Source organism: Mesorhizobium sp. M8A.F.Ca.ET.165.01.1.1 (assembly GCF_004792065.1).
Taxonomy (GTDB): Bacteria; Pseudomonadota; Alphaproteobacteria; order Rhizobiales; family Rhizobiaceae; genus Mesorhizobium.
Window position 1 is genome coordinate 23,045 of sequence record NZ_SRTH01000030.1, and the last position, 20,977, is coordinate 44,021.

The following is a 20,977-nucleotide window of genomic DNA, read 5'->3' on the forward strand; positions in this document are numbered from 1 at the left end:
ACCTGACGCTAGCCCTCTTTGCGCTGGCTCAAACTGTGTTGTTAATCGCAGGAACAACAGCTCGGGATGCAGAGGTCTTGTGGGTCACGATTTGACATGTAAAAGTTCGGTGTCGCGGTTTTCAGTAACGGTGCGCTTCCACCAGCGTCTTTCTGAATATCAGTCGCCGCTTTTGTCTTCCAGATCAATCAGGATTCGCTCGGCGGCTCCGTCGAGATCTTCGTATTGGCCACTCTTCAATGCCCACAGGAATCCCCCCAAGCCAAGCGCACCAAGAAAGAGAGCGACGGGTATGAGGTAGGTGAGAGTGGTCATGACGATCGGACCAGGTTGTTGAAGTTGGACACCCTGTTGCGGCGAACATCCTTGGCCGTTGAGAACGGTTGCGACGATCGCAGGCGTAGAGCATTGCCAATGACAAGCAGCGATGAGGCGGACATGGCGATCGCCGCGATCAGGGGCGTAACGTGCCCGAGGATCGCTATCGGTACTGCGACCGCATTGTAGACGATCGCGATGACGATGTTCTGCCGGATCAGGCGTCCTGCCTGGCGCGAGACGTCCAACGCCAGCGGGACGGCCATAAGGCTCTCGCGCAGGAAGACGAAGTCCGCAGCGTTGCGGCCAATATCAGCGGCGGTCGCCGGTGCAATCGATACATGCGCAGCGCTTAGGGCCGGCGTGTCGTTGAGACCGTCGCCAACCATCAGAACCCTGTGTCCGTCTTTCGCCAAGGTCTCGATGCGTTCGACCTTGCCGGATGGCAGCAGGCAGGGGACAAAGTCTTCGACACCAAGCACCTTCGCAACGTCGGCGCAGGCTGCCGCTGTATCCCCTGACAGCATTTCGACAGATACCCCGGCGTCGTGTAACCGATCGATGGCTGGTGTGGCATCGGCGCGAAGCACATCGTCGAAAATGAAGGATGCGACAATCATCCCATTCTTTGTCAGGACCGTTCCACCGTATCCGTGTTTGCCTTCGCCGCCAGTTCGAGCCTTCCAGCCGGCCCATCCGCGTCGGCCCAGGCGCCATGTGTTCCCGGCTGCAGTGGCCTCGATTCCGAACCCAGGATGCTCGGTGACGGCCTCGAATTTGAACCGGCCGCCCAGAGTGGCAAAGCCGGCTATGGCCTTTGAGAACGGATGGCGCGAATGCGTGGCCAGGTCGGCTGCCAGGGCCAGCATATCTGGGCTGACCGATGGCGCGTTGACGAGTCGGGGCTGGCCGAGCGTCAGCGTGCCGGTCTTGTCGAACACAGCCGTGTCGATTGTTGCCAGGCGCTCCATGGCCGAGCCGTCCCTGACCATGATGCCGTTCTCGAACAGGCGCCGCGCGGCGACCACCTGAACGATCGGCACTGCCAGGCCAAGCGCGCAGGGGCACGTGATGATGAGAACAGCGATAGCGATCGTCATGGCCCGGTGCCAGTCGCCGGTCGCCGCCACCCAGCCAAGGAATGTCAAGAAGGCGGTGAGATGCACCACGGGGGCGTAGAGCGCCGAGACGCGGTCGGCGATGCGGCGATAGTGCGCGCGGCCGCCCTCCGCGGCCTCCATCAGCCGCACCATCTCCGCCAGGAACGAATCCCTTGCGGCGGCAGTGGCTTCGATGGTCAGCGGGCCGGTGATATTGAGCACGCCGGCCTGCACGGCTTCACCGGGCCCTACGTTTTTTGGCGTGCTTTCGCCTGAAGCCAGCGAGCAGTCGAGATCCGACGCTCCCTGGATGATCTTGCCGTCGACGGGGATTCTTTCGCCAGCTGCGATCAACAACCGCATGCCCGGTTCGATCTCGCCGACTGGTAGATAGTCGCGCGCACCATCGCCGCGAACCACCATGGCGCCACGCGAGGCCAGCTGCGACAGGCCTTTCACCGCGGTGCGGGCACGTTCCCGCATTACGTGATCCAGCGTGCGGCCGATCAACAGGAAAAACAGCAGCGATACCGAAGCATCGAAATAGGCGTGCTCGCCATGGTTGATCGTCTCATAGAGGCTCATCGCGTAGGCAAGTGAAACACCGACCGCGATCGGAACGTCCATGTTCATGCGGCCATGGCGCAGCGCATTCCAGGCCGATCGGAAAAAGATACCGCCGGCGAAGGCGAGCGCCGGGATGGCGATCAGCGCGGAGACCCAGTGAAACAGGTCGCGGGTGGCCCCTTCGGCGCCTGACCAGACCGAGACCGACAACAGCATGATGTTTCCGGCCGCGAAGCCGGCAACGGCGACGGCGCGGATCAGTTCGGCAAGCGTTCTGTCTCTCCTATCAGCGTCGGCTTCGAACAGGTGCGCCTCGTAGCCTAGTCTGCCAAGCGCGGCGACGAAGGGTGGCACCTCGTCCCCACGCCACCGGATCGCGACGCGTTTCGTCGAAAGGTTGACACGCGAGCCTTCGACATTGCCGAGCTTTCCCAGCGCCGTCTCGATCGTCTGGATGCAGGCGGCGCAATGAACCGTCGGCACTGAAAGATCGGTCTGCCGAAGATTGTCGCCAAGCGAGCGGCTGGCGAGCCGGATCTCCTGGCTGGATGGCAGCGTCGATGCGGAGCTGCCCAGGTCCAGCGCCATTTCGGCGCCCGGTGCACAACAACTCATTGCAGCCCTCCATGGGAAATCATGATTCGACGGACGTCGCGGTACGGCCTGTCCAGGCCGGCATCGGCGTCGACCTCGACGATCCAGACGCCGTCCTTTGGCATATGCTGCGCCGCGAATTCCTGGCCTGAAGCAAGGGCCAGCGTGACCGACTTGTCCTCCTTCTCGTATGCGGGATGACGAAACAGCATCTTCACGCCGTGCAGAGGAACCGGCTTGCCGGCTGCGTCGGCGATGCTGTAGCGGACTTCGCCCCATGCGATGGTTAGCTTGCCTGTCCAGCCGAGTGCCGCTTGCGCGCGGCCCTCCTGCGCCTGCTTGTTGAATTGCTGGCTCGCAACATAGGTATTTTCGACGACGAGGCCGGTCCAACTGGTGTTGGCAAGCGTTGCCATGGTCAGGTTGACCGCGATCACCACCCCGAAAAAGGCGAGGACAATGACCAGCATGTGCCGGCCCGTGAATTCCCGAGGCTTCTGGGCATTGGCGGTCATCTGGCGGCCTCTGGAGCGTTGAAAGTGGCGGTGTATTCGTTGGACTCGAAGCTGGCCTTGTCCTCGACGCGGAATTTGAAGGTCTGCGCCGGGGCGCGGATCTGGTCCGCCGGCTGGCGGACGAAGACCTTCAGCATTTTCAGGCGGTCGGGTTCGACCGGAATGGCAAAGGAGCGGCCTGCCGGGATGTCTTCGCCGACCACGCTCATGTCAGCTCCATACAAGCCTTGAATCGTGACGACGATCGTCCTCGGCTCGGGGATCATGTTGAGCAGTTTGACGGTATAGCCATTGCGGATAGACCCGTCGGAAAGCGTGACGAACTGAGGATTGCGATCATGCAGCACGTTTAGTTCGAGCCGATCGCGCGTCAGCAGGGAATAGAGCAGGCCAAGGCCGATCAGCGACCACAAGCCCATGTAGACATAGGTGCGCGGCCGAAAGATCTTGCGAATGTGAAAATGCGCTACTTTGTCGGAGAAAGCGCCGCCAGCGGTCCTGACGAGCGATGGATTGACTGGGCTGGAGCCGCCTGCTGTCGCCAGCATCATATTGGCGTTGTAGTCGGACAGCGTCGCATAAGCGATCAGCCCATGCTCCCTGCCGAGCTTGTCCATGACACCGTCGCAGGCGTCGATGCAAAGCGCGCAGGTGATGCATTCGAGCTGCTGGCCATCGCGAATGTCGATCCCCATCGGGCAGACCGCGACACAGGCGTTGCAGTCGACACAGTCACCTGCGGGCTGGCCAACCGCCAGCACTTTCTTGGCGTGACGCGAACGCGGTTCGCCGCGCCAGTCGTTGTAGGTGACGGTGAGAGAATTTTCGTCAAGCATGGCCGCCTGAATGCGCGGCCATGGGCACATATAGGTGCAGACCTGTTCACGCATCAGGCCGCCGAACGTGTAGGTGGTTGCCGTCAGCACGGCGATGGTGATGTAGGCCACGGGTGCGGCGCTGCCGGTCCAGAGCTGGCCGAGCAGTGTCGGTGCGTCAGCAAAGTAAAAAATCCAGGCGCCTCCAGTCGCCGCGCCGATGACCAGCCAGATCGCGTGCTTTGATACGCGCAGCACCAGTTTGCGGGCGGTCCAGGGACCCGTATCGAGCTTCATGCGGGCATTGCGGTCGCCTTCTATCGCGCGTTCGACGACGAGGAACAGATCGACCCACACCGTCTGAGGGCACGCATAGCCACACCAGGCACGGCCGACAGTCGAGGTGATCAGGAAAAGACCGACGCCGGCCATGACCAGGAGGCCCGCCACATAGAAGAATTCCTGCGGCCATATCTCGATGAAGAACAAGTAGAAGCGCCGATTGGCGACATCGAGCAGCACCGCCTGGTCGGGTGCAAACGGACCACGGTCCCAACGCAGCCACGGCGTCAGATAGTAGATGCCAAGCGTGATCGCCATCACCAGCCATTTGAAGCGGCGAAAGCTGCCTGAGGCGCGCTTTGGAAAGATCTTCTTGCGCGGCGCATAAAGAGGCTGACGGATCTTGGCGGAATTGACCGCCTCGGCTTCCAACCGCTCTACCTGCGTATTGTCCAGCAACGACTTTTCTCCGCTCTACACGCAGACGGCGATTTGAATGCGCCGGGCAACAATGCCGCCCGGTGGACCTGCCCGCGTTGATGCAGGTCAATCTTGGCGTTGCGGAAAAGAGTCGAGGCCCGGCTGGGCCGGGCCTCGTCGCCTGGAAGGTGAAGGGTCGAGAACAGGTCCCCGCTTCCTATTCTCCACCGCCAAGCGAATGGATGTAGACGGCCAGTTCCTTGACCTTGGTTTCGCCAAGACGCGCTCCCCAGGCTGGCATGACGCCCTGCTTGGGTGCGCGAACCTGATCGGCGATTGCCGTCTCGCCCGAGCCATAGAGCCAGATCGCGTCGGTCAGGTCGGGGGCGCCGAGCTCCTTGTTGCCTTTCGCGTTGTCACCATGACAGGCAACGCAGTTTTCTGCGAAGACCTTGGCCCCGGGCTGGATCAGACTAGCATCGTGGACCTTGCCGGACAGGCTGGCGACGTAGGCGCTGACCTGTGCGATCTGGTCGGCGGTAATGATGTCGGCAAAGGCCGGCATTTCCGACAAGCGCGTGTCCGGATCGGACGCGAAGCGGATACCGTGCGTGATCGTCTGCTGGATCTGCTCAGCCTTGCCGCCCCAAAGCCAGTCGTCGTCGTTGAGATTGGGAAAGCCCTTGGAGCCCTGGGCACCGGAGCCGTGACATTGCACGCAATTGACCTTGAATGCGGCGCCACCTGCAGCGACTGCGAATTCGCGCAAGGCATCGTCCGCGGCTATCTCCGAGACGGTCTTGGATTGCACCGCCGCGACATATTTGCCTTTGGCGGCTTCAGCCGTGGTCAGCTCGTTCTTGACCTCGCCGCGGCTGGAATAGCCGAGCACACCCTTCGTCGCCGAGTGCAGCAGTGGCCATGCCGGATAGGCGATCGTGTAGCCGATCGCCCAGACGATGGTGAGGTAGAAAGTCATGACCCACCAGCGCGGAAGCGGATTGTTCAGCTCCCTGATGCCGTCCCATTCGTGGCCCGTGGTTGAGACGCCAGAGATTTCGTCGATGTGCTCGTCGCTCATGATTACTCGTCCTCAAGGGGGATCCGGGCAGCCTCGTCGGCCAGCTTGCGACTGCCAGGGCGGAGGGAGAAGACAATTGCCCCGACAAAGAAAAGCGCCATGGCGACCAGGCCCCAACTGTCAGCAAACTCCCGCATCAAATTGTATTGCATGGATAACTCTCCTCAGCGGTAGCCGGCGGCTTCGTCGTAATTCTTGAAATCGACCAATGTGCCGAGCATCTGCAGATACGCAACGAGGGCATCCATTTCGGTCACCTTTTGCGGACTGCCGTCGAAGTCGCCGACCTTGGCTTTGGGATATCTTTTCTGAAGGCCGGAGGTGTCGGCATTCGGGTCGGCCTGCGCCATCAGATCGGCGTTGGCGTTGGCGATCATGTCATCGCTATAGGGGACACCGACACGCCTGTTGGCGATCAGGTGCGTAGAGAAATCCTTCACCTCGATCTGCGCGTCCTTCAGGAAGGCATAGCTCGGCATGACCGATTCCGGCACCACCGAGCGTGGGTCGGCAAGGTGCGCGACGTGCCAGGCATTCGAATAACGGTCACCAACCCGGGCGAGATCTGGCCCGGTGCGTTTGGATCCCCACTGGAAGGGGTGGTCGTACATCGACTCCGCAGCCAGGCTGTAGTGGCCGTAACGCTCGACCTCGTCGCGAAACGGCCTGATCATCTGGCTGTGGCAGAGGTAGCAACCTTCGCGCACGTAGATGTTGCGCCCGACAAGTTCGAGCGGCGAATAGGGGCGCATGCCTTCCACCTTCTCGATCGTGTTGTCGAGGTAGAAGAGCGGCGCGATCTCGACGATGCCGCCGACGGTCACCACAAGAAGCGAGCCAACGAGAAGAAGCGTGGCGTTCTTCTCGATGAGTGCGTGTCTGTCCATCAGGCTCATTCTCTGGCTCCTTATTCGGCAGGCTGCAGGGAGGGTGCGGAGCCCGGCATCGGCTCTTCCGCGCGCTTGTATCCAAGGATGGTCATGGTGATGTTCCAGGCCATGATCAGGGCGCCGGAGAGGTACATGGCCCCGCCGATGGCACGCATGACATAGTATGGGTGCATGGCGGCGACGGTTTCAGCAAAGGAGTAGACCAGGAAACCCTGCTCGTCGTATTCACGCCACATCAGACCCTGCATGATGCCGGATACCCACATCACCGCCGCGTAGACAACGATGCCGAGCGTCGCCAGCCAGAAGTGCCAGGTGACCAGCCGCAGCGAATAAAGACGTTCACGGTTCCAGAGCTTCGGCACCATGTAGTAGATCGCGCCGAACGAGATCATGCCGACCCAGCCGAGCGCACCGGAATGGACGTGGCCGACGGTCCAGTCGGTATAGTGCGACAGTGAGTTGACCGTCTTGATCGACATCATCGGTCCCTCGAAGGTGGACATGCCGTAGAAGGCGATGGCCATCACCATCATGCGGATGATTGGATCGGTGCGGATCTTGTCCCAGGCGCCCGAGAGCGTCATCAGGCCGTTGATCATGCCGCCCCATGACGGCATCCAAAGCATGATCGAAAACACCATGCCCAATGTCTGCGCCCAGTCGGGCAGGGCCGTGTAGTGGAGGTGGTGCGGACCGGCCCAGATGTAGAGGAAGATCAGCGCCCAGAAGTGAATGATCGACAGCCGGTAGGAATAAATCGGCCGGTTCGCCTGCTTGGGAACGAAATAATACATCATGCCGAGGAAGCCGGCCGTGAGGAAGAAGCCGACGGCATTGTGGCCGTACCACCATTGCGTCAGGGCGTCCTGGACACCCGAGAACGCCGAGTAGCTCTTCGATCCAAGGAAAGAAGCCGGCATCGACAGATTGTTGACGACGTGCAGCATCGCGATGGTGACGATGAAGGACAGATAGAACCAGTTGGCGACATAGATATGCGGTTCCTTGCGCTTCAGGATCGTGCCAAGGAACAGGATGAGGTAGGCAACCCAGACGATTGTCAGCCAGATGTCGACATACCATTCGGGTTCGGCGTATTCGCGGCTTTCGGTGATACCGAGCAAGTAGCCGGTCGCGGCCATCACGATGAAGAGCTGGTAACCCCAGAACACGAACCAAGCGAGATCGCCACCGAAGAGCCGGGCGCGACAGGTGCGTTGCACGACGTATAATGATGTGCACAGCAGCGCATTGCCGCCGAAGGCGAAGACGACGCCCGACGTATGCAGCGGCCGCAGGCGGCCGAAATTGAACCAGGGCTGGATATTGAGATCAGGGTAGGCAAGCTGCAGCGCGATGACGACGCCGACCAGCATGCCGACCACCCCCCAGAACATTGTAGCGATGGCGCCGTAGCGGATGGGTCCGTCCATGTAAGCGGAGGGGTCGACCGGCGCGGCCACGTCGAATTTCGTGTTGCGGAGGAGGATGGCGACAAAACCGAGCAGCACGAAAAAAAGCACCCACATATGCTGTCGGAAAGGCTCATCTGCACCGAAGCCGGCGGCTACCAGAGCCGCAAATGTGAACAGGCCCAAAGCGAAGATTGGTGTGCCGAACTTCATGAGATGCCCCCGACCTTGTATACCGATGCGCGGACGCCAATCCGCGTGGACACCAATTCAGCAGTTGCGTTGTCGCCGCCTTGATCCATGTCAAAGCTCAGTGCTTTCGGATTGGGCAGCGTTGGTCTGCAAATGACTGGAGGGTCGCCGTTGAGCCGGAAGAAAGGGCCAGGATCGTCGCTGTTCGAAGTACGCGATGGAGATGCCGCACCAGTTGACCGATCCACAGAAGTGGTCCCGGCCGCGGTGATGAAGCGCGCGCACAGGGAAAAGTTGCAACTCTGCGATGCCTTGGAGAGAATCGCGGATGCATTGCCCAGCGTCGATCGTCTGAAGTGCCTCGGCACGGCCAACGCCATCGTCCCGCTGCTGCGCGACATCCATCGATATGAAGAGACAGTCATCTTCCCCGCCTACGAGGAGGCCGTGGTCGGCAGTAATGCGAACCTTGCTTCAACCCGGCGACTGCGGGCTGAACATGTGGAAGATGAGTGCTTTGCCGGTGAGGTGACCGAAATTCTGCTGGCCATCGGTCATGGCGAGACAGTCGAGAACCCCGAGGCCATCGGCTTCATGTTACGCGGCCTGTTCGAGAACTTGCGCCGGCACATAGCGTTTGAACGCGAGCACGTCCTCCCTATGATCGGGATCGTCGATTGATCCTAGGCGCCGGAGCGTCGCTGCAGCCGGTCCAAGCTATCCACGACAACATGCCGATTGTTCTCTATCCGGATTACGCTATCTGATCGCAGCCTGGTCAGCTGGCGGCTGACGGTCTCGATGGTCAGACCAAGGAAATCGGCGATGTCGGCGCGGGTCAAAGGCAGGTCGAAACTTGTCGACTGGGCGGCCGGGTCAAGCGTGGGGTCGATGTTTCTGGCGATCATGAGAAGAAAGCTCGCCACCTTTTCCGAAGCACTCTTGCGGCCCAGCGTCACCATCCAATCGCGGGCGTCATCGAGTTCATTCAGCGTCTGCTTGAAGAGACGGTGCTCCAGTTCCGGCGATTCCTTCATCATCCGTTCGATGGCGGCCTTCGGAAACGAGCACAGGGAGACTGCCGTTGCGGCTTCGGCGTTGATCGCGCTTTCCACCTTGAAGGGCCGGCCCAGAAAATCGGGAGCAAATTGAAGCCCGACAATCTGCTGGCGCCCGTCCGAAAGGCTCTTTGTAAGCTTGACCACGCCGGAAAGCACGTTCGAGTAACTGTCGACGGTTTCGGCGTCGCCAATCAATTCCACGCCCGGTTCAACGGTATGCTTCGACGAGGTCTTGGCGAGGCCGACCAATTGTTCGGGATCGAGCGCTCCGCAAACACCGTGGTGCCGCGCTTCGCATGATTGGCAAAGCACGGGAATGCCGGCGCTGTGTACATCCTGGCGCACTGTCATCGTGGTCGTCCGCGGAACCAAAGGTCCCGTCAGGATATAGCATCGGCCCAGCAAAAAGCCTTGCGGCAGTTTGTCCGCAGCCGATGGGCATTGACCGAGATCAAGGCGGTTGTCGCCCCTGGTGAGCAGTATCGCGCGACACAGCCCGGAGTTGATTGCGACATGCGGCCAGATCTAGTTGCCAGACTTGGTGAGAACGTGCCGCGCTATACCAGCTACCCAACGGCGCCGCATTTTCATCCGGGCGTCGATGCTGCCGCTTGTCGTGGCTGGCTGCAGGCGCTCAACGAGGGCGACGAGATCTCGCTCTATTTGCACATCCCCTATTGCGACAAGCTTTGCTGGTTCTGTGCCTGCCATACCAAGCAGACGCGCCACTACGAGCCCGTGACGGCCTATCTTCGCTCACTGCATGCCGAGATCTCTACCGTTGCCAGTCTTGTCGGAGGCAAGGGCCGCGTGCATGCCGTCCATTTCGGCGGCGGTTCGCCGACGATGCTCAAACCGCAGGACATAGTGGCGCTGGCAACAGTGCTGCGCAACAGCTTTGCATTCCTCCCCGGCGCCAAGATCAGCGTCGAAATCGAACCCAACGACATGGACGAAGCCCGCCTCGACGCGCTTGCCGAAATAGGCATGACGAGAGCGAGCCTCGGCGTCCAGGATTTCGACCCCAAGGTCCAGAAGGCCATCAATCGCGAGCAGACCTTTTTGCAGACCAAAGCCGTCGTCGACGGCGTTCGCTCGCGCGGTGTCGAATCGGTCAACCTGGACCTGCTCTACGGTTTGCCGCACCAGACCAGGGAGAGTGTCCTATCCACGGTCCAACAGGCGCTGTCGCTGGAGCCGGACCGGATCGCGCTTTTTGGCTATGCTCATGTGCCATGGTTCAAGAAACATCAGACAATGATCGACGACGCCTGGTTGCCAGGCCCGGAGGAGCGGTTCGCCCAATCGCAACTGGCAGCGCGCGCCATCCTCGACCAAGGATATGAAGCAATTGGGCTCGACCATTTCGCAAAACCAGGCGATGCGCTGGCGCTGGCCGCGCGCTCAGGGACGTTGCACCGCAACTTCCAGGGCTATACCGAGGATCGCTGCGAAACCTTGATCGGCCTCGGTCCGTCATCCATCAGCCAGTATCGGCAAGGCTATGCACAGAACATGCCTTCGACCACAGAGTATGGCCGCATGGTGGCTGACGGCGGGCTGGCGACCGTCAGAGGCATCGCGTTCTCCGTGGATGATCGCGTTCGCGGCTGGATCATCGAACGGCTGATGTGCGATTTCGCCTTTTCCGCGATCGACTTGGTTGAGCGCTTCGGCGAAGCCGGCCAAAAGCTTCTCAGCAAGGCAAGCTCGACCGCCCTGCTTGATCCAGCGCCGATGCTTGAATTGAACGGTGACCACTTCGTCGTGCCGGTGGAAAGCCGGCCCTTTGTCAGAAGCGTCGCCGCGAAGTTCGACAAGTATTTCGAAACCGGCAAGGCGAGACATTCGGTAGCGGTCTGAGCGGCGGCTTGGTCGCGAACCGAATGCGATGGGACCGAACGTTGTGTCAGGGCCGCCAAGCCTATGACGGCCGTGTCCATGACCCGATGGATGACCCACATCCTCATCTGACAGCGCAAATCGTCGACCGCGTCAGGAATCGCTTCTCGCGTCCATTGTCGAGCGAGAACATGCCGCCGCGACCAGCCACTACGTCGATAATGAGATCGGTGTGCTTCCAGGCTTCGAATTGCGAGGCCCCGATGTAGAATGGCGCCTCACCGATGTGGCCGAGTAACACATCCTGGTCACCGATGATGAAGCCAGCCACCGGATAGCACATTGGCGAAGAGCCGTCGCAGCAGCCACCGGACTGATGGAACAGCACCGGGCCATGATCGGTGACGATCTCCGTGATCAGTTCAAGGGCTGCCGGCGTCGCTGTGACTTTTGCATGCATGGTCTTATCCGGTTTCCAGTCATGCGCGCGGTCCCTTGGGGCCGCGCGCATGGGCGCAGCGATCAGAAGAAGCCGAGCTTCTTCGGGCTGTAGCTGACCAGCATGTTCTTGGTCTGCTGGTAGTGGTCGAGCATCATCTTGTGGGTCTCCCGGCCAATGCCGGACTGCTTGTAGCCGCCGAAGGCCGCATGCGCGGGGTAGGCATGGTAGCAATTGGTCCAGACGCGGCCAGCCTGGATTGCCCGGCCGAAGCGGTAGGCGCGGTTGGCATCGCGTGTCCAGACGCCTGCGCCCAGACCGTAGAGCGTATCGTTGGCAATGCTGAGGGCTTCGTCGTCGTCCTTGAAGGTCGTGACCGATACCACCGGCCCAAATATTTCCTCCTGGAAGATGCGCATCTTGTTGTGACCCTTGAACACCGTGGGCTGGACGTAGTAGCCGCCGGCGAGGTCGCCCGGCAGAAGATTGCGCGCCCCACCGGTCAGCAACTCCGCTCCTTCCTGGCGGCCGATGTCGATGTAGGACAGGATCTTTTCCATCTGCTCAGACGAGGCCTGAGCACCGATCATCGTCGCCGGATCGAGCGGGTCGCCCTGCACGATCGCCTCGACGCGCTTGAGGGCGCGTTCCATGAACCTGTCGTAGATTGATTCATGGATGAGCGCCCGGCTGGGGCAGGTGCAGACCTCGCCCTGGTTCAGCGCGAACATGACGAAGCCTTCGATAGCCTTGTCGAAGAAATCGTCGTCTTCGGCGACGACATCCTTGAAGAAGATGTTGGGTGACTTGCCTCCCAGTTCCAGCGTGACGGGAATGAGGTTCTGGCTGGCATATTGCATGATCAGCCGACCCGTCGTGGTCTCGCCGGTAAAGGCGATTTTGGCGATGCGCGGTGACGAAGCGAGCGGCTTGCCGGCCTCGAGGCCGAAACCGTTGACGATATTGAGCACGCCTGCCGGCAGCAGATCGCCGATAAGATCGGCCCAGAGCAGGATAGCGGCCGGGGTCTGCTCGGCTGGCTTCAGCACCACGCAGTTGCCGGCCGCAAGCGCGGGAGCAAGTTTCCAGCATGCCATCAGCAACGGGAAGTTCCACGGGATGATCTGACCGACCACGCCGAGCGGCTCATGGAAGTGATAGGCGACGGTGTCGTCGTCGATCTGCGAAAGGCTGCCTTCCTGGCCGCGCACGGCGCCGGCGAAATAGCGGAAATGGTCGATGGCCAGAGGCAGGTCGGCCGCGGTCGTTTCCCGGATCGGCTTGCCATTGTCCCAGGTTTCTGCACAGGCGAGGAGATCGAGGTTCTCCTCCATGCGGTCGGCGATGCGGTTGAGGATAAGCGACCGCTCGGCCACGCTGGTCCGTCCCCAGGCATCCTTGGCGGCATGGGCCGCGTCCAGGGCCGCATCGATGTCCTGGGCATCTGAGCGCGCCACCTCGCACAGCAGCTGCCCGTTTACCGGCGAGTGGTTCTCGAAGTAACGGCCGGACCGCGGTTCGGCCCATTTGCCGCCGATGAAATTGCCATAGCGCTTGTCGAAGGGCGCCTTGACCGAGCGTGAAAATTCAACCTTGTTCATGTGTCTTCCTCCCAAAGCTGACGTCGCGGGATGCGACGCTTCGGAAGAGACTTGCGATTTTCGCCCGTAGTTGTCACCGCACTGGTCACCGCGGTCGGACATGATGTGTCGCAGAATTGCGACAGTCATGGTCGCCAAGGGAGTTCAGTGAGACCGATGGACATCCAGGCGGTTGAGCTTGCGATGGAGCGTCGCGCGGCTGATCCCTAGCGCCTGAGCTGCAGCCGAGACATTTCCGTCAGCGCGCGCGAGTGCACGCTGGAGAGCCCCGCGCTCTGCCTCAGCGAGAATTTTGGAGCCGCGCTCAGCCCAGCCGAACAAATCGGCGGCGGGCATCGGCTTGTCGAGACACTGCTGGGTAATGCCAAGCGCCAGGCGCGCCGAACGGGTCGCGCCGACCACGAGATCGTCCGCGTCAACGGCGATCAGCGCTCCGGAGCCTTTGTCAGTCACTGGGGCGAGCAGAATTCGCGCCTTTGGGAATGCCATCTTGAAGTTTTCACCTTCGATCCGACGCACCGCGTCGACCACAGCCATCGAGATGAGATTGGCGAAGGCTTCGGTCAGATCAGCCCGGCAGGAAGACACGTCAAGCGCGGCTACAAGATTCCCTTCATGATCGTGGATAGGAGCGGTGGTGCAACTGAGCAGCGTGTTGCGCGTATGGAAATGCTGGTCACGGTGAATCGTGAGAGCGCGCCGCTCGACCAGACAGGTGCCGATCCCGTTGGTGCCTTGGCTTTCCTCGTTCCAGACGGAGCCAGTCCATAAACCCCAGGAACGAAACATCTCGTCATCGACGGGCGCACCGCGCCGTTCGACCGGCACCCCGTCACGATCGGCAAGCAGGACACAGCACCCGACGCCGCCAACCGCGAGATAGAGCCGGTCGAGACTCGATTGGGCAGCTTGGACGAGAGGTTCGATGCGTTGCCCGGCCTGTCCCAGTTCCGCCTCCGTCAGATAGCGTGGGGGGCTACAGTCGGCTGGATCGAGCCGATGCAAATTGGAAGACCGTCGCCAGGAAGCAACCAGTGCGGACTTCGCTGCAGCGTCCGAGGCAATCGCCGCCTGGATGCGGTCGGCATGATGGCCGTATAGATCCTCGCCCATGCTTAAATCCTCCCAACCTGATGTCTTTCCTCCCGATCTGACCGGTCTGCGGTTCCCGTAGCACATAGTCAATTCGTCGAAAGAAGCAGAAAGCGGATGTCTTCCTCTCGCCTGTCTCTGAGCAATTCGTGGTTACCATCGACAGAAAGCCTACCGACAGATTGACGCGCGTTCATTGATCGGGAGCAAATGGGAGCATCTGCTGCGGTCAAAAATGCTCGCCGGCCTTGAAGGGCCCGATGCGGGTGCCTGCTGCTATCAGGTAGGCTGTCGACCAGCCGATTAGCAGGAACCCGTTCACGCCCTCGAGTGCCGCCAGGACGCGCCACGCATGGGCGGGCACGATGTCGCCGTAACCAACCGTCGAGAAAGTGATGGTGGAAAAGTACAAGGCAGTTTCGAAATCGGCGAAGATGTCGAGCATCCGGTATAGCCCAGCCCAAAGCCAGACCTCCGTGGTCATGACGGCAAAGAGACCCATCACCACGCTGATCATCGCGACGATGCGGCTGCGGCGCCCGTGCATGCGAAAGCGGGACACAAGGTATCCCATCGCATGTGTGACGGCGATAAGGCCAAAGGTATGAACCAGCACCGTCAGGCTTATGACGATTGTGCCGATGAGCAGATTTAGAACCATAGATAATCATACCGATCGAAATCACGACCCAATTTGTGCCAGATCAAATCTGCAGTGCAGGGGGTGTCCCGGCCTTTTTCGCCAAGTCTCGCAGTGGCGTTGTCACAAAGCGGGCCGGATTCGGAAGTGCCATCAGGCGCCGGGTTTGCCGCTAGCTCTTAGCCTGCTTCAGCTTGAGTAGTTGCTGCGCGGCGGCCGCGTTGTCGCCGCCACCCTCCACATGCACGGTGGGAACAGCGAGCTTGATGCCGTTCTCGTCGAATGCCTTCTTGATCATCATGAAGGCTCGCCGCTTGATGCCGAACTGACCTCCCGGCTTGGTCATCAGCTTCATCCTGATGTCGATCCCGGAGTCGCCAAAACTGTCGACACCTTGCATTTTCAGCGGCTCGATCGTATCGGCCGCGAACTCGGGATCCGCGGCCAGCTCCTGACCGATCTTCTTGATGAGCCTGCGAGCGAGGTCTATGTCAGAATCGTAGGTGATGCTGAGAGCCATCTTGTCCATCACCCAGTCACGGCTCATGTTCTGGATGGCGCCGAGCTGGCCGAACGGCACGGTGAAAATTGGGCCGCGGTGATGCCGCAGCCTGACTGATCGCAGGCTGAACGATTCGACGGTGCCCTTATAGCTGCCGCTCTGGATATACTCACCGACACGGAAAGCGTCGTCGAGCATATAGAAAACGCCGCTCAGCACGTCCTTGACCAGTGTCTGCGAACCGAAGCCGATAGCGACGCCGAAAATGCCCGCGCCGGCGATCAAAGGTGCAATCTGCACGCCCAGTCCGGACAGGATTGTCAGCACTGCGACGGCCGCGATGAAGACAGCAAGCACGTTGCGGAATATCGGCAGCAGCGTACGCAGCCGGCCGCTGCGGGCAAGGTCGTCCGCGCTTGACCCGTCTTTTGACGCGAGCTCCATCCGATAAGCGATCAGCGCCTTCGCCAGCTGCCACAGCAGATCCGCTACCAGGAGGATGATGATGCTATTGAGCAGGCCCGAAATCACGATCGCGCCTGTTTCACTGCCGGCAAGGGCAGCAGCCCTGATGCGCCAGACATAGGCGAGCCAAGCGACCGCCGCGCCAATCATCGCTGCCCTGGCTCCCCTGACGATCAGCACGTTCAGCATGATGCCGAGGGCGCCGCTGCGCTGCGCTCTGCTGGCGAAGGCCTGTGCGACGTTGCCAACCCCACGCACCGCCACCGGCAATAGCAGCGCATAGAGGCCGAGCCACAGCACGCCGAGCAGTCCTGCCACCCAGGCCAGCCAAAGCGCGATCAGATAGAGCGTCAGCAGCGAATGCCTGGCAGCGGAAGCTGCGCTGCCCGGCCGCCGCCAGACGATTTCGATGGCGATGGCCAACATGCCCAGGCCACAAAGCAGGGCAACCACCCGCGCCACGTCGACCGAGAAACCGATGCTCGGCATGAGGCTGACCACGGCCCAGCCAAACAGCAGAAAGCCGGCGATGAGGCTCACGCGCCGAAGCCAGAAACGCTGCGCGGTCGAGTTTGCAACAGGAACTGTTGTCAGCGTCTCATCCGGCGTCCTGCTCTCCGCGCCGGCGAGTCCAAACAGCAACCTGACAATTGCGCGGACGACACGCACGGCGATGAAGGCGAGCAGCAAAGTCAGCACGATGCGGCGCAGCAAAGGCGGCCAGTCGAACGCGAGGAACGAGCCGATGGCTGCCAGAGCAAATGTCAGCAAGGCAGCGACCTCGGACAGGGCTGCCTGTCCGGGATCAATTGTTGGGTCAGAACCGCCAGGCGACAAAGCCCGGCGGACCAACCACTCGGCGCCGAAGCCGACGACAGTCAGCACTGCCAGGATCAGGATCACCAGCCCGGGCCTACCTGAATTCACGTCGCGCGAGACGACGCCGGCGGCGTTAGCTGCCTCCTGCGGGATGCGAGGAATGGCATCGGTGAGCGCGACGAGACGTGCGCGAACGGCCAGCTCCCAGTTCGAGATTGCGTCGGCCAGCGATGCGGCAGACGGTTCCTCGGCGGCTACCGGTATCTTTCCTTCGAGCCATACCTTGACCTCCGGATCGGACAGCAGGTCGAGGAATTGCCGTGCCTTTTCGGGCGGCACGCCGTCCGGAGGCTGCTGGGCCCAGGAAGCTCCAAGGAGCACCCAAAGGAAAATCGGAATGACGGCCGACAGTAGAAGACCAATTCGAGTGGGCAGTGCATTGCTCATCGAGCGCTCCGGCAAGTTTCGATCGACAGTACGACCAGACGTTCCCGCAATCGAACGAACCATGCCGGATCGAACGCGGAACCCTGCTACTTGACCACCTCAAACTCGCCCGGCCGCCAGGTCTTGTCAAACCAGGGTTCGAGCGGGCCATAAAGCCGAAGAATCGGATACCATCCATCCCTTCCCGGCGACGGTCTGGACCCAGTTCGCCTCTTTACCTTCAGGGGCCTTCGGGCCGAAATAGAGATCGACCGAACCGTCGGAGTTCTCGGCGAGCTTGTCGCGCTTGTTGTTCTTGCTCGGGAAGGTCTGGCCCGTCTCAAGCTCCGAGCGCGTCTGCGGATCGCCGATCACCACGGACCAGAAATCCTTGACCGGCGGATTAGCGGGAATGTGGAGGCTGTACGTCTTGGCACCGTCCAGATAGTCGCCGTTCACGTCGGTTGAGGCATAGGCGTATTGGGAACCGACGCCGATCATTTTCTGCACCATGGCGGGCGTGTTCACCGTCGCCTGGTAGAAGAACATGGTCCTGGAGTCGAGATTGCGGCCGCCCTCGCCGCCGTCCCGGAGCCATTCATAGCTGCCGTCCACGAAGCCGCGTTCCAGGAGCTGTTTGGATAGAGTTGGGCGCCGTCGAGGCGAGGGCGGAAGGCCAGCGCGCGGGCGGTTGCGTTGCCGATAGCGAGCGCTTCGACCAGCAGCTTCTTCATTCGCTCGTCCGGTGCGAAGGGCTTGCCCTTCTGGATGCCGATGGAGGCAAACAGGCCCAGCATTTCCGGATCGAGCATCGAACTCGGCTCACGCTCGATGACCGTGTGGAGCTCTTCATAGAACTCGTAGTCGATGGCGTGGATGGTGTTCACCGGCTTCCGCGATCCGCTGATGAATTCCATCTTCGGCGGGTTATCGCGTTTGGGCCTCGCGGGGCAAGATGCTGGACTGCGTGTACGACAACAACAGCGCGACCATCGCTCGCGACGGATTGGAGCGGACGCTGCGCCTTTTGCTGGCCAGCGATGCCGATGAAATCAACGTCCTCGCGCATTCGATGGGCAACTGGGTGACCGTCGAGGCATTTCGGCAAATCAAGATATCGGGAAACCTCACTTCCGCCAGCAAGCTTGGTACGGTGATACTCGCCGCCCCCGACATCGACGAGGACGTATTCAAATCGGAAATGCAGCGAATTGGGAAACCAAAAAAGCCGTTTTTGATCATTGTCTCGCGCGACGACAAAGCATTGGGTCTGTCGAGGCTTATCGCTGGCGGCAAAGATCGGATTGGGGCGAGCAGCAACACGGCGGAACTCGCAGAACTCGGCGCGATAGTCGTTGACTTGTCTGATGTGAAAGCCAACGATGCGACCAATCACGGCAAGTTCGCCCAAGTCGCGGAAATTGCGCCGGATCTTCGCAAGGCCCTGGCGCAGGGTATTCCAGATCAGGAAGAGGGCGGGCTGGCCGGCGCCACGACCCGCGTTCTTACTTTACCCGTCGCGGCGCCGATAAAGATCCTGACGGCCAAGTAGCGCTTGCCGCAGGTATTTGACTTATAGAGAGGATGAACGATGACAAGACTTAGCTTGAGATTGGCCGGTGGTGCGGCTGCGATCGCCGTCGCCATGATTTTTGGCGGACTGATCGACACAGTTGTACCGCTCCCCTCTTTCGTCGGCGACGCGCAGGCGCGAGTTGGCCATCCGCTCACGCCCGGCAGCGTCGCTGGCGTTGCGAGGCGCACCACCCGCCGAACAATCCGTCGGACGAGTGTCTACGTGAACAGCCTCCCGGCCGCATGCGTGAAAACCACCGTCTACGGCCCCGTACTGTGGCACTGTGGCGGCAGGTATTATCAGGCCTCCAGCGGGCGCTACGTCGTCGTCAACATACAGTGACTTTGGGTGGCTTCTGGCAATAGTGCTCCCGGACAGGCGCGATGCGCCTGTCCGTTGGGGCCGTGCCAGCCTTCTGCGGTCCCACCGTCCCGGTTTGCGCCGAAGGAGCCCCATTTGTTCCGGAGCGCAGCGCTGTTGCTGATCACGGGACGTTCACGCGCGCCTTTCGCTCCTGGGCGGGGATGCCGCCCAGGAGCTTCAGCCGGCGATCCGAAACGGCCCACTAATTAGCACGATAGGTTTGTCGGGCTTCTTGCTCTCGTAGCGCGGAGAAAAGTCGAAGATCCCGCGAGGCAACAGCTTTGATGATCGTGTTTACATCGAACCGATCAAAATTCACGTGTAACCCACAGGAAGTCAGTCGTCCCTTTCAAATCGGCACCCGGAATAAGACCGACCGCGCCGTTGAGCGCGACATGTGTGCTAAGCGCATCCACTTCCGTGCCGATCGTCCACTTTTCCGCGGGCTGATAGATCAAATTTACGCCGTATCGCTTCGTTCTGATCGAGGGGTTGGTCGCGAACAGGTCGAGATTCACCGCGACATAGCTTACGAACGCGTTCGACTCCCATTTGTCCGACCATTCATGATGGTACGAAGCCACGGCGCTCCAACCCTGTATCGGGCCGACGGTGGGGAAGCGCGCGGCGAAAGCGGCGGCGTCGGCTTCGGTGCCAAGGAATGCAGGCGCGTCTACCGAATAGGCAAGGCCGGCGCTAAAATTATCGTCTTCACCGGCAAATCTAACCGGCGCCGTAAGGCCGGCTGCCGCTGCCCAACCGAATCGGCTGCCGGCCGACAAATCGAGCAAGCGCGCGGCCGGCGTCTCTTGCCGACGAGCGGCCGCCGAAACCTGCATGATCCAGTCGTCTTTTTCGTAATGGAGCTGCGCCGTGAAATACGGCGGCGTCTTGGGGAATTCCCAGGTGGTTGCACCGCGGCTGGTCGGAGGACCGGCCTCGACCGCCACAGAGGACGATAGATCGTCGGTGATCTCGTATTTGTAGGAAGCCAGATAACTGCTCAGCGACGGCGACGACGCGGTGAACTGGAAATCGCCCGACCAGACGTTCATGAGGGATTCAGCGTAGCCAACTTTTACCCCCGCGTATTCGATTGTTGCTTCGGACAAGGTGGGCGCTGCGTCGAAACCATCGTCGGAGTTATAGCTCCAGGAAGTACCGAAGACGAACTTGAACGGTCCTGATCCCGTCAGCCGCGCAGCTGCAAGGCGCAAATCCGCTTCGGAGCTGAAAGTCCGGGCGGTTCTTGAACCAGTCCCAAATGCGGCTCCGGAGCATTGGTGTGTTGCAGGGTGCCCTGCAGGCTTCCGGATAGATCGTAGCAAACGCCGTTGACGAGGTAGCGATGCGACCCCGTGCCATCGGTGGCGCTGAGCGGTTTGCTTTCCGAGCCGGACCCGCCGACATCGATGTCGCACACGGCGCTATCTTCTTCGTCCTCGTCCTCGCCATCGTCCTGCGCGAAAGCCGGCGACAACAAGCGAAAGAGACACAAGCAGATCATGCAAAAGCGGCGAACGTGGCGCCCAAATACTACCTCGCCGGAGTTTTGGCGCAGTCCCGTGGATGCCGACACACCGTCATGCGACTTGTTTGCGTCAACGGATGAGCCAGGCGCACGTAACACGCCCAGCTTCCGACGGCCCTCTTTGTCATCCTGCGAAAGGCTTGCAGCGTTCGAGAACGACCGTGCCACGGGCGCAACTGGCGACGGGTTCCGCTTGCCAATCAGCATGCCGGGCTTGGCACACGCCAGAGCAGGAAGCCAACGACCCGAACCATGCCAGCGTTCTCCTTCAATCGACGCGTCACTCGTATTCTAAAGCAAAAAGCGTCAGATGCCGCCGCCATTGTCATATTGCTCTTCGGCAATGTCACGCTCGTCCAGCCAGTGTTCCAGGGTATCTACCATCTCTTCGGCCGACTTGCCGAGCGTCTTGAGATGGATCTCCGGTTTCT

21 protein-coding genes and 1 pseudogene are annotated in these 20,977 nt (G+C 60.8%); 4 read left to right on the forward strand and 18 right to left on the reverse strand.

The window, feature by feature from the left end:
- Positions 1-159 precede the first annotated feature (159 nt).
- The 8 genes from ccoS to ccoN all read right to left on the reverse strand — a co-directional run bounded on the left by ccoS (position 160) and on the right by ccoN (position 8,210).
- Entirely contained in the window at positions 160-315 is a 156-nt protein-coding gene (gene ccoS, locus EN808_RS34315) for a cbb3-type cytochrome oxidase assembly protein CcoS (protein ID WP_127275575.1), read from the reverse strand.
- Positions 312-2,600, reverse strand: a complete 2,289-nt coding sequence (locus EN808_RS34320; protein WP_135918157.1) for a cation-translocating P-type ATPase — start codon at positions 2,598-2,600, stop codon at positions 312-314. Before EN808_RS34320 ends, ccoS begins: the two co-directional genes overlap by 4 nt.
- Complete coding sequence (locus tag EN808_RS34325) at positions 2,597-3,094, reverse strand: FixH family protein (protein WP_135884091.1); 498 nt, start codon at positions 3,092-3,094, stop codon at positions 2,597-2,599. The genes EN808_RS34320 and EN808_RS34325 overlap by 4 nt, the downstream gene beginning before the upstream one ends.
- The gene (gene ccoG, locus EN808_RS34330; protein ID WP_127873531.1) at positions 3,091-4,650 is read right to left on the reverse strand and encodes a cytochrome c oxidase accessory protein CcoG; all 1,560 of its coding nucleotides are present in this window, start codon (positions 4,648-4,650) and stop codon (positions 3,091-3,093) included. The genes EN808_RS34325 and ccoG overlap by 4 nt, the downstream gene beginning before the upstream one ends.
- A gap of 178 nt (positions 4,651-4,828) precedes the next feature.
- Positions 4,829-5,692 carry a cytochrome-c oxidase, cbb3-type subunit III gene (ccoP, locus tag EN808_RS34335; protein ID WP_135918158.1) on the reverse strand — a complete coding sequence of 288 codons (864 nt, stop codon included), beginning with the start codon at positions 5,690-5,692 and terminating at the stop codon, positions 4,829-4,831.
- A gap of 2 nt (positions 5,693-5,694) precedes the next feature.
- Complete coding sequence (locus EN808_RS34340) at positions 5,695-5,844, reverse strand: cbb3-type cytochrome c oxidase subunit 3 (RefSeq protein ID WP_127275983.1); 150 nt, start codon at positions 5,842-5,844, stop codon at positions 5,695-5,697.
- Between the two features lie 12 nt (positions 5,845-5,856).
- The gene (gene ccoO / locus EN808_RS34345) at positions 5,857-6,588 is read right to left on the reverse strand and encodes a cytochrome-c oxidase, cbb3-type subunit II (protein WP_135918159.1); all 732 of its coding nucleotides are present in this window, start codon (positions 6,586-6,588) and stop codon (positions 5,857-5,859) included.
- 11 nt (positions 6,589-6,599) lie between these two features.
- Positions 6,600-8,210: a cytochrome-c oxidase, cbb3-type subunit I gene (gene ccoN / locus EN808_RS34350; RefSeq protein ID WP_127275981.1), complete on the reverse strand. Its 1,611-nt coding sequence runs from the start codon at positions 8,208-8,210 to the stop codon at positions 6,600-6,602.
- Positions 8,211-8,459: 249 nt separating this feature from the next.
- On the opposite strand from ccoN, the gene EN808_RS34355 reads away from it, so the two are divergent.
- Positions 8,460-8,870: a hemerythrin domain-containing protein gene (locus EN808_RS34355; RefSeq protein ID WP_127275988.1), complete on the forward strand. Its 411-nt coding sequence runs from the start codon at positions 8,460-8,462 to the stop codon at positions 8,868-8,870.
- A 2-nt stretch (positions 8,871-8,872) separates the two neighbouring features.
- On the opposite strand, the gene EN808_RS34360 is transcribed toward EN808_RS34355, so the two are convergent.
- Positions 8,873-9,601, reverse strand: a complete 729-nt coding sequence (locus tag EN808_RS34360) for a Crp/Fnr family transcriptional regulator (protein WP_127275980.1) — start codon at positions 9,599-9,601, stop codon at positions 8,873-8,875.
- Between the two features lie 162 nt (positions 9,602-9,763).
- Here EN808_RS34360 and hemN point away from each other — a divergent pair, with 162 nt between their 5' ends.
- Positions 9,764-11,113, forward strand: a complete 1,350-nt coding sequence (hemN, locus tag EN808_RS34365) for an oxygen-independent coproporphyrinogen III oxidase (protein WP_127873535.1) — start codon at positions 9,764-9,766, stop codon at positions 11,111-11,113.
- Positions 11,114-11,216: 103 nt separating this feature from the next.
- Here the strand turns inward: hemN and EN808_RS34370 are convergent, their stop codons facing one another.
- From EN808_RS34370 to EN808_RS37440, 7 genes and pseudogenes are all read right to left on the reverse strand, one after another.
- Complete coding sequence (locus EN808_RS34370; protein WP_127275978.1) at positions 11,217-11,552, reverse strand: DUF779 domain-containing protein; 336 nt, start codon at positions 11,550-11,552, stop codon at positions 11,217-11,219.
- A gap of 62 nt (positions 11,553-11,614) precedes the next feature.
- On the reverse strand, positions 11,615-13,132 hold the full coding sequence (gene adh / locus EN808_RS34375) for an aldehyde dehydrogenase (protein ID WP_127873536.1): 1,518 nt from the start codon (positions 13,130-13,132) through the stop codon (positions 11,615-11,617).
- Positions 13,133-13,276: 144 nt separating this feature from the next.
- Positions 13,277-14,245 carry a helix-turn-helix domain-containing protein gene (locus EN808_RS34380; RefSeq protein WP_135918160.1) on the reverse strand — a complete coding sequence of 323 codons (969 nt, stop codon included), beginning with the start codon at positions 14,243-14,245 and terminating at the stop codon, positions 13,277-13,279.
- A gap of 208 nt (positions 14,246-14,453) precedes the next feature.
- Positions 14,454-14,885, reverse strand: a complete 432-nt coding sequence (locus tag EN808_RS34385; protein ID WP_127275975.1) for a potassium channel family protein — start codon at positions 14,883-14,885, stop codon at positions 14,454-14,456.
- A gap of 128 nt (positions 14,886-15,013) precedes the next feature.
- Positions 15,014-17,097, reverse strand: a pseudogene (locus EN808_RS34390) (mechanosensitive ion channel family protein); the annotation flags it as partial.
- Between the two features lie 126 nt (positions 17,098-17,223).
- Positions 17,224-17,691, reverse strand: coding sequence for a DUF1214 domain-containing protein (locus EN808_RS37435; protein ID WP_245464257.1), 468 nt, complete (start codon positions 17,689-17,691; stop codon positions 17,224-17,226).
- Positions 17,601-17,993, reverse strand: a complete 393-nt coding sequence (locus EN808_RS37440; protein ID WP_245525186.1) for a hypothetical protein — start codon at positions 17,991-17,993, stop codon at positions 17,601-17,603. Before EN808_RS37440 ends, EN808_RS37435 begins: the two co-directional genes overlap by 91 nt.
- 50 nt (positions 17,994-18,043) lie before the next feature.
- Here EN808_RS37440 and EN808_RS34400 point away from each other — a divergent pair, with 50 nt between their 5' ends.
- Positions 18,044-18,628 carry an alpha/beta hydrolase gene (locus tag EN808_RS34400; RefSeq protein ID WP_245525187.1) on the forward strand — a complete coding sequence of 195 codons (585 nt, stop codon included), beginning with the start codon at positions 18,044-18,046 and terminating at the stop codon, positions 18,626-18,628.
- A 93-nt stretch (positions 18,629-18,721) separates the two neighbouring features.
- Positions 18,722-18,994, forward strand: a complete 273-nt coding sequence (locus EN808_RS37445) for a hypothetical protein (RefSeq protein ID WP_127275987.1) — start codon at positions 18,722-18,724, stop codon at positions 18,992-18,994.
- A gap of 329 nt (positions 18,995-19,323) precedes the next feature.
- Here the strand turns inward: EN808_RS37445 and EN808_RS34410 are convergent, their stop codons facing one another.
- Both EN808_RS34410 and EN808_RS37450 read right to left on the reverse strand, forming a co-directional pair.
- Positions 19,324-20,232 carry a porin gene (locus EN808_RS34410; RefSeq protein WP_245525188.1) on the reverse strand — a complete coding sequence of 303 codons (909 nt, stop codon included), beginning with the start codon at positions 20,230-20,232 and terminating at the stop codon, positions 19,324-19,326.
- On the reverse strand, positions 20,208-20,753 hold the full coding sequence (locus EN808_RS37450; protein WP_245525189.1) for a hypothetical protein: 546 nt from the start codon (positions 20,751-20,753) through the stop codon (positions 20,208-20,210). Before EN808_RS37450 ends, EN808_RS34410 begins: the two co-directional genes overlap by 25 nt.
- Positions 20,754-20,977: the final 224 nt, after the last annotated feature.

Bases quoted from the DNA above. Each gene is read 5' to 3' on its own strand.
- ccoS (WP_127275575.1), bottom strand. From the start codon at position 315: ATGACCACTCTCACCTACCTCATACCCGTCGCTCTCTTTCTTGGTGCG.
- EN808_RS34320 (WP_135918157.1), bottom strand. From the start codon at position 2,600: ATGAGTTGTTGTGCACCGGGCGCCGAAATGGCGCTGGACCTGGGCAGC.
- EN808_RS34325 (WP_135884091.1), bottom strand. From the start codon at position 3,094: ATGACCGCCAATGCCCAGAAGCCTCGGGAATTCACGGGCCGGCACATG.
- ccoP (WP_135918158.1), bottom strand. From the start codon at position 5,692: ATGAGCGACGAGCACATCGACGAAATCTCTGGCGTCTCAACCACGGGC.
- EN808_RS34340 (WP_127275983.1), bottom strand. From the start codon at position 5,844: ATGCAATACAATTTGATGCGGGAGTTTGCTGACAGTTGGGGCCTGGTC.
- ccoO (WP_135918159.1), bottom strand. From the start codon at position 6,588: ATGAGCCTGATGGACAGACACGCACTCATCGAGAAGAACGCCACGCTT.
- ccoN (WP_127275981.1), bottom strand. From the start codon at position 8,210: ATGAAGTTCGGCACACCAATCTTCGCTTTGGGCCTGTTCACATTTGCG.
- EN808_RS34355 (WP_127275988.1), top strand. From the start codon at position 8,460: ATGAAGCGCGCGCACAGGGAAAAGTTGCAACTCTGCGATGCCTTGGAG.
- EN808_RS34360 (WP_127275980.1), bottom strand. From the start codon at position 9,601: ATGACAGTGCGCCAGGATGTACACAGCGCCGGCATTCCCGTGCTTTGC.
- hemN (WP_127873535.1), top strand. From the start codon at position 9,764: ATGCGGCCAGATCTAGTTGCCAGACTTGGTGAGAACGTGCCGCGCTAT.
- EN808_RS34370 (WP_127275978.1), bottom strand. From the start codon at position 11,552: ATGCATGCAAAAGTCACAGCGACGCCGGCAGCCCTTGAACTGATCACG.
- adh (WP_127873536.1), bottom strand. From the start codon at position 13,132: ATGAACAAGGTTGAATTTTCACGCTCGGTCAAGGCGCCCTTCGACAAG.
- EN808_RS34380 (WP_135918160.1), bottom strand. From the start codon at position 14,245: ATGGGCGAGGATCTATACGGCCATCATGCCGACCGCATCCAGGCGGCG.
- EN808_RS34385 (WP_127275975.1), bottom strand. From the start codon at position 14,885: ATGGTTCTAAATCTGCTCATCGGCACAATCGTCATAAGCCTGACGGTG.
- EN808_RS37440 (WP_245525186.1), bottom strand. From the start codon at position 17,993: ATGGAATTCATCAGCGGATCGCGGAAGCCGGTGAACACCATCCACGCC.
- EN808_RS37445 (WP_127275987.1), top strand. From the start codon at position 18,722: ATGATTTTTGGCGGACTGATCGACACAGTTGTACCGCTCCCCTCTTTC.
- EN808_RS37450 (WP_245525189.1), bottom strand. From the start codon at position 20,753: ATGCTGATTGGCAAGCGGAACCCGTCGCCAGTTGCGCCCGTGGCACGG.